General features: G+C 71.0%; 10 protein-coding genes. 8 read left to right on the forward strand and 2 right to left on the reverse strand.

Features of this window, described 5'->3' with window-relative positions; genetic code table 11:
• From ACIRS4_RS08910 to ACIRS4_RS08925, 4 genes are all read left to right on the forward strand, one after another.
• The coding region (locus ACIRS4_RS08910; RefSeq protein WP_404192137.1) for an alpha-glucosidase C-terminal domain-containing protein at positions 1–339 on the forward strand (339 nt) is incomplete at its 5' end.
• Positions 340–367: 28 nt separating this feature from the next.
• Complete coding sequence (locus ACIRS4_RS08915) at positions 368–1,729, forward strand: maltokinase (RefSeq protein ID WP_404192140.1); 1,362 nt, start codon at positions 368–370, stop codon at positions 1,727–1,729.
• 4 nt (positions 1,730–1,733) lie between these two features.
• Entirely contained in the window at positions 1,734–3,950 is a 2,217-nt protein-coding gene (gene glgB, locus ACIRS4_RS08920) for a 1,4-alpha-glucan branching protein GlgB (RefSeq protein WP_404192143.1), read from the forward strand.
• Positions 3,951–4,005: 55 nt separating this feature from the next.
• Positions 4,006–5,106, forward strand: coding sequence for a glutamate--cysteine ligase (locus tag ACIRS4_RS08925; RefSeq protein ID WP_404192146.1), 1,101 nt, complete (start codon positions 4,006–4,008; stop codon positions 5,104–5,106).
• A gap of 37 nt (positions 5,107–5,143) precedes the next feature.
• Here ACIRS4_RS08925 and ACIRS4_RS08930 read toward each other — a convergent pair whose 3' ends face one another.
• A complete protein-coding gene (locus tag ACIRS4_RS08930) occupies positions 5,144–5,377 on the reverse strand; it encodes a DUF6480 family protein (protein ID WP_404192148.1) in 234 nt (77 codons plus the stop codon).
• A 149-nt stretch (positions 5,378–5,526) separates the two neighbouring features.
• Between ACIRS4_RS08930 and ACIRS4_RS08935 the strand changes: the two genes are divergently transcribed.
• On the forward strand, positions 5,527–7,434 hold the full coding sequence (locus ACIRS4_RS08935; protein ID WP_404192151.1) for an AMP-dependent synthetase/ligase: 1,908 nt from the start codon (positions 5,527–5,529) through the stop codon (positions 7,432–7,434).
• A gap of 163 nt (positions 7,435–7,597) precedes the next feature.
• On the forward strand, positions 7,598–8,032 hold the full coding sequence (locus ACIRS4_RS08940) for an ATP-binding protein (protein WP_404192154.1): 435 nt from the start codon (positions 7,598–7,600) through the stop codon (positions 8,030–8,032).
• Between the two features lie 105 nt (positions 8,033–8,137).
• Here ACIRS4_RS08940 and ACIRS4_RS08945 read toward each other — a convergent pair whose 3' ends face one another.
• Positions 8,138–8,503, reverse strand: coding sequence for a PRC-barrel domain containing protein (locus ACIRS4_RS08945; RefSeq protein WP_404192157.1), 366 nt, complete (start codon positions 8,501–8,503; stop codon positions 8,138–8,140).
• A gap of 190 nt (positions 8,504–8,693) precedes the next feature.
• Between ACIRS4_RS08945 and ACIRS4_RS08950 the strand changes: the two genes are divergently transcribed.
• Together ACIRS4_RS08950 and ACIRS4_RS08955 are read left to right on the forward strand one after the other, a co-directional pair.
• Entirely contained in the window at positions 8,694–9,575 is an 882-nt protein-coding gene (locus tag ACIRS4_RS08950) for an RNA polymerase sigma factor SigF (protein ID WP_404192158.1), read from the forward strand.
• A 313-nt stretch (positions 9,576–9,888) separates the two neighbouring features.
• The gene (locus ACIRS4_RS08955; RefSeq protein WP_404192160.1) at positions 9,889–14,163 is read left to right on the forward strand and encodes a HAMP domain-containing protein; all 4,275 of its coding nucleotides are present in this window, start codon (positions 9,889–9,891) and stop codon (positions 14,161–14,163) included.
• Positions 14,164–14,171: the final 8 nt, after the last annotated feature.

A 14,171-nucleotide genomic window follows, 5' to 3' on the forward strand; every position in this document is an offset into this window, starting at 1 on the left:
CGCCGCATGATCGAGATCCGCAAACAGAACCCCGCCTTCGGACTCGGCTCCTACACCGAACTGCCCTCCTCCAACCCGGCCGTCCTCGCCTTCCTCCGCGAAGCCCCAGCGGAGGACGGAGGGGACGACCTGGTGCTCTGCGTCCACAACTTCTCGCGCTTCGCCCAGCCCACCGAGCTGGACCTCAGCCGCTTCAAGGGCCGCCACCCCGTCGAACTGTTCGGCGGGGTCCGCTTCCCCGCCGTCGGCGAACTGCCCTACCTGCTCACCCTCGCCGGCCACGGCTTCTACTGGTTCCGGCTCGCCCGAGCCGCATCCCGCGTCGGCCGGCGTCTGTGAGCGTGCGTCGAGGAAAGGACGCGTCACCATGCAGAAGACCGCATCTCTGAGCCCGGGCAGTGCCGCCGGCGTCCGCTCCGCGGGGACGCTGAGCGCTCTGCTGCGCGAGTGGCTGCCCCGGCAGCGCTGGTTCGCGGGCAAGGACCGGCCGCTCCACGATCTGCGTCTGCTGTCCATGACGGAGCTGTATCCGGGCTGTCTGCATCTGCTGGTGCAGACCGGTCAGTCGGGCGTGCCCTCGCCCGGCGGCACTCCCCCGCCCGGGGACTGCTACCAACTGCTCCTCGGCATCCAGCGGCACCAGTCCCCGCGACTGGGCCGGGCCCTGATCGGCCGGGTGGAGGAGGGGGCGCTGGCAGGGCTCACGGTGCACGACGCGTTGCAGGACCCCCGGTCGGCGCAGCTGCTGCTGGAGCGGATGCGGCACCCCGGCTCCCTCGGACCGCTGTGCTTCGAGTCCGACCCGTCGAAGCCCGTGCCGGCGGGGCTCGCGCCGCGGCTGCTGGAGGCGGAGCAGTCGAACACCTCCGTGGTGTACGGCGACGCCTTCATCCTGAAGGTGTTCCGGCGTGTCCAGCCCGGGGTGAACCCGGATCTGGAGGTGCCGGTCGCGCTCGCCGGTCAGGGGTGCGGCAGGGTCCCGGCGCCGGTGGCGTGGTTCGGGACGACGCATCCCCTGGAGGCGACGCTCGGCGTGCTCCAGCCGTTCCTGCCCGACGCGTCGGACGGCTGGACGCTGGCGCTGGACGCCCTCGCCCACGGCGACGACTTCACCGCCGAGGCGGAGGCGCTGGGCCGGGCCACGGCGGAGGTGCACACCTCTCTCGCGGCGGCGTTCCCGGGCGGTCCGCACGCCGACAACGCGCGGACGGCGGCGGGGATGACCGAGCGTCTGGAGGCCGCGGCGCACCATGTGGCGGCGCTGCGCCCGTACGTCCCCGGTCTCACCACCGCGTTCGAGGCGCTCGCCGTGTGCGATCCGGGCCCGCCCGCCCAGCGCATCCACGGCGACCTGCACCTCGGGCAGGTGCTGCGCGCCGGGCGGGACTGGTTCGTCATCGACTTCGAGGGCGAGCCGTCCCGTCCGCTGGCCGAGCGGTGCAGCCCGCATTCCCCGGTGCGCGACATCGCCGGCATGCTGCGGTCCTTCGACTACGCCGCCCGGCAGCGCCGGCCCTGGCGGCCGGAGTGGGCGCGCGGCTGCCGGGAGGCGTTCTGCGCCGGTTACGCGGCGCGGGCCGGCTGGGACCCCCGCAAGAAACACGCGCTGCTGCGTGCCTACGAAACCGACCGGGCCGTGTACGAGGTGCTGTACGAGGCGCGGCACCGTCCGGACTGGCTACCCGTACCCATGGCGGCGATCGAACGACTCGCCGTCCGAGGAGGCTGACCCCATGGCTCTGCGCGACATCTCTCTGCCCGAGTCGGCCGGCCCCCGCCCGGGTGCGGCGCCCCCGCTGGACGCGGCCGACCGCGGCCGTCTGCTGGCGGGCGCGCATCACGACCCGCACTCCTTGCTCGGCGCGCATCCGGCGCCGGGCGGGATCGTCTTCCGGGCGCTGCGGCCGTACGCCCGGTCGGTGGCCGTGGTGGTGGACGGCGTGCGCACGCCGCTGGTGTCGGAGGGGGACGGTCTCTTCTCGGCGCTGCTGCCGCTGGACGCGATCCCCGCGTACACGCTGGCGGTGGCGTACGAGCGGGACGGGGCGGACGAGGCCGAGGTGCACGATCCGTACCGTTTCCTGCCCGCGCTGGGGGAGCTCGATCTGCATCTCGTCCGGGAGGGCCGTCACGAGCAGTTGTGGAAGGCGCTGGGCGCGGAGCCGATGGTCCATGAGGGGGTGGCGGGGACCCGGTTCACGGTGTGGGCGCCGAACGCCCAAGGGGTGCGCCTCGCCGCGGACTTCACGTACTGGGACGGAACGGCGTTCCCGATGCGCTCGCTCGGCGCGTCCGGGGTCTGGGAGCTGTTCCTGCCCGGGGTGGGCGAGGGTGTGAAGTACAAGTTCGAGATCACCTCCCGGCACGGTCACCGTTTTCTGAAGGCCGACCCGATGGCGCGGTGCGCGGAGGTCCCGCCGGACACGGCGTCGATCGTGCACGCCTCGCACTACGAGTGGGGCGACGCGGAGTGGATGGCGCACCGGGGTGACGTCCCCGTGCACGAGGCGCCGTTCTCGGTGTACGAGGTGCACCTGCCCTCGTGGCGGCCGGGGTCCGACTACCGCAGGCTGGCGGAGGAGCTTCCGGCGTATGTGAACGAACTCGGCTTCACGCATGTGGAGTTCATGCCGGTCGCGCAGCATCCGTTCTCGGGCTCCTGGGGTTACCAGGTCACCGGGTTCTACGCACCGGCCGCCCGGCTCGGCTCCCCGGACGATCTCAAGTACCTGGTGGACAGTCTGCACCGGGCGGGCATCGGCGTGATCATGGACTGGGTGCCGGCCCATTTCCCCAAGGACGACTGGGCGTTGGCGCGCTTCGACGGGGACCCACTGTACGAGCCCGGGGACTCACGGCGTGCCGAGCACCCCGACTGGGGCACGTTCGAGTTCGACTTCGGGCGAACCGAGGTGCGCAACTTCCTCGTCGCCAACGCCACTTACTGGTGCGAGGAGTTCCATATCGACGGGCTGCGGGTGGACGCCGTCGCCTCGATGCTCTACCTCGACTACTCGCGGGACTCCGGGCAGTGGACGCCGAACGTGTACGGCGGCCGGGAGGACCTGGACGCGATGGCGTTCCTCCAGGAGATGAACGCCACGGTGTACCGGCGCAATCCGGGTGTGGTGACGATCGCCGAGGAGTCGACGGCCTGGGGCGGGGTGACCCGGCCCACCGAAAGCGGCGGTCTGGGCTTCGGGCTGAAGTGGAACATGGGGTGGATGCACGACTCGCTGGAGTACATCGCCAAGGAGCCGGTGCACCGCAAGTACCACCACCACGAGATGACGTTCTCGATGATCTACGCCTACAGCGAGAACTACGTCCTGCCCATCTCGCACGACGAAGTGGTCCACGGCAAGCAGGCGCTGGTGTCGAAGATGCCGGGCGACTGGTGGCAGCGGCGGGCCGACCATCGCGCCTACCTGGGCTTCATGTGGGCTCATCCGGGCAAGCAACTGCTCTTCATGGGGCAGGAGTTCGCGCAGGGCGCGGAGTGGTCCGAGGAGCAGGGTCCGGAGTGGTGGCTGTTGGACGCCGGGTACGCCTCGGCGGGCGACCACCGGGGCGTGCAGCACCTCGTCCGCGATCTGAACACGCTCTACCGCGCGACGCCGGCCCTGTGGCAGCGGGACACCGAACCCGCCGGATTCCGCTGGGTGTTGTGCGACGCCGCGGAAGACAACGTGTTCGCCTTCCTGCGCCACGCCGCCGACGGCACGCCGCTGCTGTCGGTGAGCAACTTCTCGCCGGTGGTCCGCGACGACTACCGGCTCGGCGTGCCCGACGGGGTCTGGCGGGAGGTGCTCAACACCGACGCGGCGTGCTACGGCGGTGGTGACGTCCGTGCCGTCGGCCCGAAGGGGGAGGTGAAGGCGCAGAACGGGGAGATCCGGTTGACGCTGCCGCCGCTCGCCACGGTGTGGCTGACGCCGGCGGGCGTGTGAAGGAGGCCCTGCGGGGCATTCGGGTGCGTACCACCTGCAGAGAGGCTGTGAAGACGTGCGCACCGTCGGAGTGGAGGAGGAACTCCTCCTGGTCGACCCGGAGACCGGTGAACCGCGTGCCATGTCGGCCGCGGTTCTCGCCCGCGCCGAGCGGGACGAAGCCGAGCAAGGCGTCTTCGAGAAGGAACTGCACGATCAGATGCTGGAGTTCGCCACCCACCCGCAGTCGGGCATGGCGGAACTCGCCGAGGAGATCGTGCGCATCCGGGCCGAGGCCGCCCGGCACGCCGGGGAGATCGGCTGCACCGTGGCGGCGCTGGCGACGTCGCCGCTGCCGGTGCTGCCCTCGGTCGGCATGAACCGGCGCTACCAGTGGATGGCGGATCACTACGGCATCGCCACGCGTGAGCAACTGGTGTGCGGATGCCACGTCCATGTGTCCGTGGACTCCGACGACGAGGGCGTCGCGGTCGTCGACCGGATCCGGCCGTGGCTGTCGGTGCTGCTGGCGCTGAGCGCCAACTCGCCCTTCTGGCAGGGGAACGACTCGGGGTACAACAGTTACCGCAGCCGGGTGTGGGAGCGCTGGCCCTCGGCCGGGCCGACCGAGCTGTTCGGGTCGGCGGAGCGCTACCACCGGCGGGTGGCGGACATGGTGGCCACGGGCACGATCCTCGACGACGGGATGATCTACTTCGACGCCCGGCTGTCGGCGCGCTATCCGACGGTGGAGATCCGGGTGGCGGACGTCTGTCTGCACGCCGAGACCGCCGTTCTCCTCGCCACGCTCGCCCGGGGGCTCGTGGAGACGGCGGCGCGTGCCTGGAAGGCCGGTGAGGAGCCCGTCGACCACAGTGTGAGCCTGCTGCGGCTGGCCGGCTGGCAGGCCTCCCGCTCCGGGCTCACCGGTGAGCTGCTGCATCCCGCGACCATGCGGCGGGCACCCGCCGAGACGGTGGTGAACGCCCTGCTGGACCACGTCTCGGACGCGCTGTCCGACAGCGGGGACCTGGAGCGGGCCCGCGCGAGCTGTGCGGCGCTGCTGCGCGACGGCAACGGCGCGCGGATCCAGCGAGAGGTGTGGGAGCGCACGGGCAGCCTGCGCGAGGTCGTCACGACCTGCGTCCGCCACACCCAGGCCGACGGGGCCCACTGACCGCCGGGAGCGGCGATCGGAGCATCAGGGCCGGCGATCAAAGCATCAGGACAAGGGCGTAGGCCAGGAAGAAGGCCGCGACCAGCACGGCCAGGACGATGATCAGGGTGAGCGGGGCCTTGGCCCAGCCCTTGGTCGGGTTGTGCGTCTCGCGCGGCCCGGCCTCGGGCAGGCTGCTCTCCGCGGGCGGCGTCTCGCCGGGCGGAACGCCGCCTCCCGGTTCGAGACCGGTGCTGCGTTCGGGTTCGGGGTCGGGGCTGATGTGGGTCATGCCCCCCGAGTCCCCCCACCCTCGAGATCATCAACGCGGATTACTTATCTGTTCCCGGCCACAACCGGTCCCACCTGGGCTACATTCGACCACCGTCGATAACAGTCCTCATCGGCTGAGTCACACCCCGTACATGTCAGGAGCAGCGCATGCGCAACGTCGCCCTCGCTCCCCCAGCCGCCTCGCCCCTGACCGGAGGGCTCGCCGACAGCGTCTTCGAGACGGCGACCCGCACCCCCGCGCTTCCCGTGCTCGCCCGCCGTTCCGGCTCCGCGGGAGAAGAGGAGTGGGTGGAGGTGACGGCCCTCGAACTGCGGGACCAGGTGGTCGACCTCGCCAAGGGACTCGTCGCCTCAGGGATCTCGCCGGGCCACCGGGTGGCGATCATGGCGCGCACCCGTTACGAGTGGTCGGTGCTGTGCCACGCCCTGTGGGCGCTGGGCGCCGAGGTCGTCCCCATCTATCCGACGTCCTCCCGCGACCAGGTGGAGTGGATCCTGCGGGACGCCGGCTGCGTCGGCGTGGTCGTCGAGGACGAGCAGAGCGTGATGACGGTGGGCTCGGTGTGCGCGAACCTGCCGGCCCTGCGCCATGTCTGGCAGCTGGACACGGGCGCGCTGGACGAACTCGCACACCTGGGCCGGACGGTGTCGATCACCTCCGTGGACTCGCTGCGCCGGATCGTGCTGCCGGACTCCACCGCGGTGGTCGCCTACACCTCCGGCACCTCGGGCCGCCCGCTGGGCTGCGCCCTGAGCCACCGCAGTCTGGCCGCGCCCTGCGACACACTGCTGGCCGGCTGGGGGCGGACGGCGGCGCCGGCCGGGAAGCAGCCCTCCGTGCTCGCCTTCCTGCCGTTCTCCCATGTGTACGGGCTGATGATCCAGGGGCTGTGTCTGCGCGGCGGCATCCTCATGGGCCACGAGCCCGACCTGAGCGCCACCGCGCTCGCCGAGGCGCTGCGCACCTTCCGGCCGACCTATCTGTACGCCGTCCCCTCCGTGTTCGAGAAGATCTACAAGAACTTCCTGCGCACCGCCCAGCAGTCGGGCCGGGGGGCGGTGTTCGAGCGGGCCGCGGAGACGGCCCGCGACTTCGCGGCCGCCGTCGAACGCCAGCGGCTCGGCCGGGGTTCGGGACCGGGTTTCGACCTGCGGCTCCAGCACGCCCTGTTCGAGCGCACGGTGTACCGCAGACTGCGCGCCGCCCTCGGCGGGCGCGTGCACCGCGCCACGTCGGGCGGCTCGCCGCTCCACCGCGACCTGTCCCTGTTCTACGAGGGCATCGGCATCTACGTGCACGACGGGTACGGGCTGACCGAGACCGCCGGCGGGGTCACCATGCAGCCGCTCGGGCGGGAGAAGACGGGCACCGTCGGACAGGCCCTGCCGGGCAACGAGATCCGCGTCGCGGACGACGGGGAGATCCTGGTGCGCGGCCCGTCCGTGTTCCAGGGTTACATCAACGACGAGGGCGCGACCCGGGCCGCACTGCGGGACGGCTGGCTGGCCACCGGCGATCTCGGGACGCTGGACTCCGAGGGGTACCTCAGCATCACCGGCCGCAAGAAGGACGTCATCATCACCAGCAGCGGCAAGAGCGTGGCGCCGGCCGCGCTGGAGCAGCGGCTGCGGATGCATCCGCTCGTGCACCAGGCGGTGGTCGTGGGCGACAACCGGCCCTGCGTGGGCGCGTTGATCACGCTGGACCCCGACTTCCTGGCGCACTGGCGCGGCGGGCTGTCGCTGCACAGCGACGCCTTCAGCCGCGAGGACCGGGAGGAGACGGCACTGCGGGACGAGATCGGCCGGGCGGTGGCCGCGGCCAACAGCGCGGTGTCCCGCTCGGAGTCCATCCGCTGCTTCCGGATCCTCGCGCAGCCGTTCGACCAGTCCAACGGTCTGCTCACCCCGTCGATGAAGCTGCGCCGGGACTCGATCGTGCGGCACTACGCGGCGGAGATCGAGGCCATGTACCAGGCGCGCGCCCGGCCGCCCAGGCAGAGCCCGGTGGAAGAGGTGCTCAGCTGGGACGACGCCGACGACGTCTTCCGCTGACGGCCGCACCCGGTGTGGCCGCGCGGTGGCCCGGCGTATCTCACAGTCCGCCGTGCCGAGCCGGACGCGTAGCCTGCGCCGCCTCGGGAACCCTGTTGAGTGCGACGAGCAAGCTGCGGAAGAAAGGACGACGGCCCCGGCCACAGAGGGCCGCAACTACGACATGGCAACCGAGCCCCGTGGTAACGACTCACTGACCTCCTGGGCGATCCCGGGCCGCACCGCCCGTTTCTCGGGCGAACCGCACGACGTGACGGGCGCGCGTCTGGCCGCCGAGGAGTTCCTCCGTGACCTGTCACGGGTGTCCCGACCCGCGGCACCCGAGTACTGGCACGACATCGTGCTGATCGTCACGGAGCTGTCCTCGAACGCGGTCCAGTACGCGCCGGGTCCCTTCGACCTGCATCTGCGTCCCACGTTCGACGGCGTGCACGTCACGCTGCACGACACCAACCCCACCCCGCCGGCGCCCCGGCCGTTCCACCCCGACAGCGGGGGCGGCGGCATCGGCTGGCACCTGATCCACACCCTGTGCAGCCAGGTCAGTGTGGTCGCGGACGACACGGGTAAGGACGTGCACGTCTTCCTGCCCTGGTGAGTCACGCCGTGGCGACGGACCCGGCGAGAGGGCCCGGTGAGCGCCGCGCGGGCGGCCCCGTGATGCCATGTGAGCATCCGGGGGCCGCCCGCGCGCCGTGGGCGGTCAGCCCGTGGTCGTCCCGTGCGGGGTCAGCCGGTGGTAGTAATCGGCCACGGCCGTCAGATAGGCGGGGTCCATGGTCTCGCTGTCCGTCGTGAACCGGGGGGCCTCCTTGACCTGGTCCCCGGTGCAGGCCAGCGCGATGGAGCGGGCCTGCATGTCGACGGACTTGACGACCCCCACCGGTACGACGGCACTGCGCCCGAAGAGCCAGACCCCCGTGTCGACGACCAGGTGCCACATGCCGTGGTGGCCGTCCTCCCGTTCGACGTGGCCTATGGAGCGGTCGGCCGCCACCACGTCATACCCCGTCAGGTCCTCTCCCGCCGCATGCCCGCTGCCCGCCGGGTAGGACCAGATTCCGTCCATGGTCACGCTGCTCCCTTCTCGATTCCACCCCCCGGATACCCGCGCCCCGCGCGGGCATTCGGCGATTTCGGCCGAGGCCGGCGGCGGGCGGGTCCGGGGCGGTGTGGGGTGGGGAAGGCAGGGCACACGGAGTGCGTCCTTGATCAAGTCCGACGGTCCACGGCGGGCATTCACGAACGGAGTGAGCGGCATGAATGCCGTGACGGCACAGGCGAGAGAGACCACGGCGGAGCCGGGGGCCGCGGGCGGCCTCCCGGAGGGGGTCCCGGTCGTCGAATCGCCCACCCAGGTCAGCCCGAGGGACGCGCGACAGCTCTCGCGCCGGTTCTTCGACCGGCTGGCCGTGCTGGAGGAGGGCACGCGCGAGTACCAGTACGTGCGCAACACCTTGATCGAGATGAACCTCTCGCTGGTGCGGTACGCGGCCTCCCGGTTCCGCGGCCGTGGCGACTCGATGGAGGACATCGTCCAGGTCGGGACGATCGGCCTGATCAAGGCGATCGACCGGTTCGAGCTGTCCCGCGAGGTGGAGTTCACCTCGTTCGCCGTGCCCTACATCGTCGGGGAGATCAAGCGCTTCTTCCGCGACACCAGCTGGGCGGTCCACGTGCCGCGCCGGCTCCAGGAGGCGCGGGTCGAACTGGCCCGCGCCACGGACGAGTTGCAGACCAGGCTGGGCCGGATGCCCACCACGCGCGAGCTGTCGCAGCTGATGTCGCTGTCCGAGGAGGAGGTCATCGAGGCCCGCAAGGCCGCCAACTGCTACACCTCCGCCTCGCTCGACGCCGCCCTCACCGCCGACAGCGGCGCGGACGGCGAATCGGTGCTGGCCGACTTCATCGGCGTGGAGGAGCCGGCGCTGACGCTGGTGGAGGACTTCCACTCGCTGGCGCCCCTGATCGCCGAACTCGGCCCGCGGGAGCGGCGAATCCTGCATCTGCGCTTCGTCGAGGAGCGCACGCAGGCCGAGATCGGTCAGGAGCTCGGCATCTCGCAGATGCACGTCTCACGGCTGATCAGCCGGCTGGTGAGCCGGCTGCGCACGGGGCTGCTCGGCTCCGACCTCGCCTGAGCTCACCGGGCGCCCCGGGGGACGGGCCGCGACAGCGCCGATCCAGGGATGGGACAGGGCCGCGAAACCCTTTCCGGTACCCCGTTTCGCGCCGTGCATGCCTGATGGACGCCCGGTGGAAATCCTGTGTGCGCAAATCACGTGACGCTTTGTTCCGCCCCCGGCTCGTGGGTTAGCCTTCGGCGTATTTCTCTCCTCAGCGCACATTCGTGAGCTGCGGAAATACACGCACGACATGCGGTGCCGTCCACCCGGGCGGCCCGCGTTCCGAGCCTCCGCCCGGGGGCTCCTGGGGAGCGGAACGAGGGTACGCATGACCAGCAACGCGACCGAGGTCGTCGACACGGTCCCCGGCGAGGAGCTCAGGCGGCTCCTCGCCGGGCTCACCGCCGTACGCGACGGCGACTTCGGCACCCGGCTGCCCGCCGACGGCGACGGCCTCATGGGCGACATCGCGACCGTGTTCAACGGCATGGTCGACCAGCTGTCCGTGTTCACCTCCGAGGTCACCCGGGTGGCGCGGGAGGTCGGCACTGAGGGCACCCTCGGCGGTCAGGCCGAGGTGCCGGGGGTCTCCGGGACGTGGGCGGACCTCACGGACTCCGTCAACGCGATGGCGGGCAACCTGACCACGCAGGTCCGTGACATCGCACAGGTGGCGACAGCGGTGGCCAAGGGCGACCTGTCGCAGAAGATCGACGTGCCGGCGCGCGGCGAGATCCTCCAGCTGAAGGAGACCGTCAACACGATGGTCGACCAGCTGTCCGCCTTCGCGGGCGAGGTGACACGCGTCGCCCGCGAGGTCGGCACCGAGGGACGCCTCGGCGGACAGGCGCAGGTGCCGGGCGTGGCCGGCGTGTGGCGCGATCTGACGGATTCGGTCAACTTCATGGCCGGCAACCTCACCGCGCAGGTCCGCAACATCGCCCAGGTGACGACGGCGGTCGCCAAGGGCGACCTCTCCCAGAAGATCACCGTGGACGCCCGCGGCGAGATCCTCGAACTGAAGAACACCATCAACACGATGGTCGACCAACTCTCCGCCTTCGGCGACGAGGTCACCCGCGTCGCCCGCGAGGTCGGCACCGAGGGACGCCTCGGCGGCCAGGCCGACGTGAAGGGCGTCAAGGGGACCTGGCGGGACCTCACCGACTCGGTGAACTTCATGGCGGGCAACCTCACCGCGCAGGTCCGCAACATCGCCCAGGTGGCGACGGCGGTCGCCCAGGGCGACCTCTCCCAGAAAATCACCGTGGACGCCCGCGGCGAGATCCTGGAGCTGAAGAACACCCTGAACACGATGGTGGACCAGCTGTCCGCCTTCGCCGACGAGGTCACCCGTGTCGCCCGCGAGGTCGGCACCGCCGGCAACCTGGGCGGTCAGGCCACGGTGCGCGGGGTGTCGGGCACCTGGAAGGACCTCACCGACAACGTCAACGTGATGGCGTCGAACCTGACGGGCCAGGTGCGCTCCATCGCCCAGGTCGCCACCGCCGTGGCCCGCGGCGACCTGTCGCAGAAGATCACCGTCGAGGCCAAGGGCGAGGTCGCCGCGCTCGCCGACGTCATCAACACCATGGTGGACACGCTGTCGGCGTTCGCCGACGAGGTGACCCGCGTGGCTCGCGAGGTCGGCACCGAGGGACGCCTCGGCGGGCAGGCGCACGTGCCGAACGTGGCCGGCACCTGGAAGGACCTCACCGACAACGTCAACTCCATGGCCAACAACCTCACCGGCCAGGTCCGCAACATCGCGCTGGTGACGACGGCGGTGGCCCTCGGCGACCTGTCGAAGAAGATCGACGTCGACGCCCGGGGCGAGATCCTCGAGCTCAAGACGACGATCAACACGATGGTCGACCAGCTGTCCGCCTTCGCCGACGAGGTCACCCGTGTCGCCCGCGAGGTCGGCACCGAGGGACGCCTCGGCGGCCAGGCCGAGGTGGAGGGTGTCTCGGGCACCTGGAAGCGGCTGACGGAGAACGTCAACGAGCTGGCCGGCAACCTGACCCGGCAGGTGCGTGCGATCGCCGAGGTGACCAACGCCGTCGCCGAGGGCGACCTGACCCGCTCGATCACCGTGGAGGCGTCCGGCGAGGTCGCAGAGCTCAAGGACAACATCAACTCGATGGTGAGCTCCCTGCGCGAGACCACGCTGGCCAACCAGGAGCAGGACTGGCTCAAGACCAACCTGGCGCGGATCTCCGGACTGATGCAGGGCCACCGGGACCTGCCCGTGGTGGCCGAGCTGATCATGGACGAACTGGTGCCGCTGGTCTCCGCCCAGTACGGCGCGTTCTACCTCGCCGAGGACGGCAGGAAGGGCCCGGAGCTGCGGCTCGTGGGCGCCTACGGCTACCCCGACGACGACTCCCGCCCCACCCGCATCCCGTTCGGCCGCTCCCTGGTCGGCCAGGCCGCCCGCAGCCGCCGTACGATCACGGTCGACGAGCTGCCCGCCGGGTACGTCGCCATCTCCTCGGGGCTCGGCCAGGTCGAGCCCAGCGCGCTGGTGCTGCTGCCGATCCTGTTCGAGGGCCAGGTGCTCGGTGTGATCGAACTGGCCTCGGTCACCGCGTTCAAGGAGATCCACCGGGACTTCCTGGAGCAGCTGCGGGAGACCATCGGCGTCAACGTCAACACCATCGTGGCGAACGCCCGCACCGACGAGCTGCTCGACGAGTCGCAGCGCCTGACGGCCGAACTCCAGGCCCGCTCGGCCGAGTTGCAGTCGCAGCAGGAGGAACTGCAGCGCTCCAACGCCGAACTGGAGGAGAAGGCCTCGCTGCTGGTGGCGCAGAACCGCGACATCGAGGCGAAGAACCTCCAGATCGAGCAGGCCCGGCAGGAACTGGAGGCGCGGGCGCAGCAGTTGTCGCTGGCGTCGAAGTACAAGTCGGAGTTCCTGGCGAACATGAGCCATGAGCTGCGCACCCCGCTCAACAGTCTGCTGATCCTGGCCCAGTTGCTGGCTCAGAACCCCTCGCGCAACCTCACCCCCAAGCAGGTGGAGTACGCGGGGATCATCCACTCGGCCGGCTCCGACCTGCTCCAGCTGATCAACGACATCCTGGACCTGTCCAAGGTCGAGGCGGGCAAGATGGACGTCTCTCCGGAACGGGTGCCGCTGCGTCAGTTGCTGGAGTACGTCGAGGCGACGTTCCGTCCGATGACGACGCAGAAGAGCCTGGACTTCACCATCAGCACGGCCGCCGGCGCTCCGGCGGACCTGCTGACGGACGACTCGCGGCTGCGTCAGGTGCTGCGCAACCTGCTGTCCAACGCGGTGAAGTTCACCGAGCAGGGCAGTGTGGAGCTGCGCATCGAGCCGGTGGCGCCGGAGGAGGTGCCCCAGGGGGTGATCCGGGGCGGCACGGTGGTCGCGTTCCGGGTCAAGGACACCGGCATCGGCATCCCGGAACAGCAGTTGGAGACCATCTTCGGCGCCTTCCAGCAGGCGGACGGCACCACCAGCCGCAAGTACGGCGGCACGGGTCTGGGACTGTCCATCACCCGGGAGATCGCCCATCTGCTCGGCGGCGCGGTGACCGTGGACAGCACGCCCGGCAAGGGCAGCACGTTCACGCTGTATCTGCCGGTCGCCCGGGTCGACTTCGAGGAGCTGCTCGCCGGCGGACGGCCGGTGGAGCGCGGCTCCGAGGAGCGGCCGGCGGTGCTGATGGCGCCCGCTCCGGGGCTGCCGCTGTCGCCGGGCGGGGCCGCTCGCCGTCCGCGCCGGCTGCTCGTGGTGGAGGAGCGGCCGCGCGGGCTGCTGACCCTGGTCGCGGAGAGCGTCGTGGCGGACATGGCGCGCAGCCGGGAGGACGCCACCCCGCCGCCGCCGGTGGACGTGGTCACCGCGGTGGGGGCGCAGGAGGCGGCGGGCGCGCTGGCCGCCGAGCCGTGCCACTGCGTGGTCCTGGAGCTGGGCATGCCCGACGCGGAGGCCTCCCGTTTCCTTGAGGCGCTCCAGGCCGACTCGGCGCTGACGGGTGTGCCGGTGCTCGTGCACAGCGGGCACCGGGCCGACCTGGCGCAGGAGGAGACGCTGCAGTCCCGTTCGGCGGGCCGGCCGCTGGAGTTCCTCTCCAGCCTGGACGAGCTGCGCGAGCGCATCACCCTGCACCTGTCGGCCGAGCAGCCCGGAGACGTGCTGGCGCTGGTCCGCCCGGAGGAGCCGCAGCCGGTGGGTCCGCCGCCCGTCGACGACGCCGTCGTGGGCCGTACGGTCCTCGTCGTGGACGACGACGCGCGCAACCTGTTCGCGCTGAGCGGCATCCTGGAGCTGCACGGCATGCGGGTGCTGCACGCGGAGAACGGGCGCGAGGGCATCGAGACGCTGCGCAACAACCCGGACATCGCGATGGTGCTGATGGACGTGATGATGCCGGAGATGGACGGGTACACCGCCACCGCGGAGATCCGAACCATGCCGCAGTACGCCGAGCTGCCCATCGTCGCGGTGACCGCGAAGGCGATGCCCGGGGACCGGGAGAAGAGTCTCGCCTCGGGCGCCAGCGACTACGTCACCAAGCCCGTCGACACCCATGACCTGATGTCCTGCGTACGCCGCTGGCTGACCGTCTGAGAGCGCCC

The sequence above is a fragment of the Streptomyces sp. NPDC101166 genome (assembly GCF_044768125.1).
Taxonomy (GTDB): Bacteria; Actinomycetota; Actinomycetes; order Streptomycetales; family Streptomycetaceae; genus Streptomyces.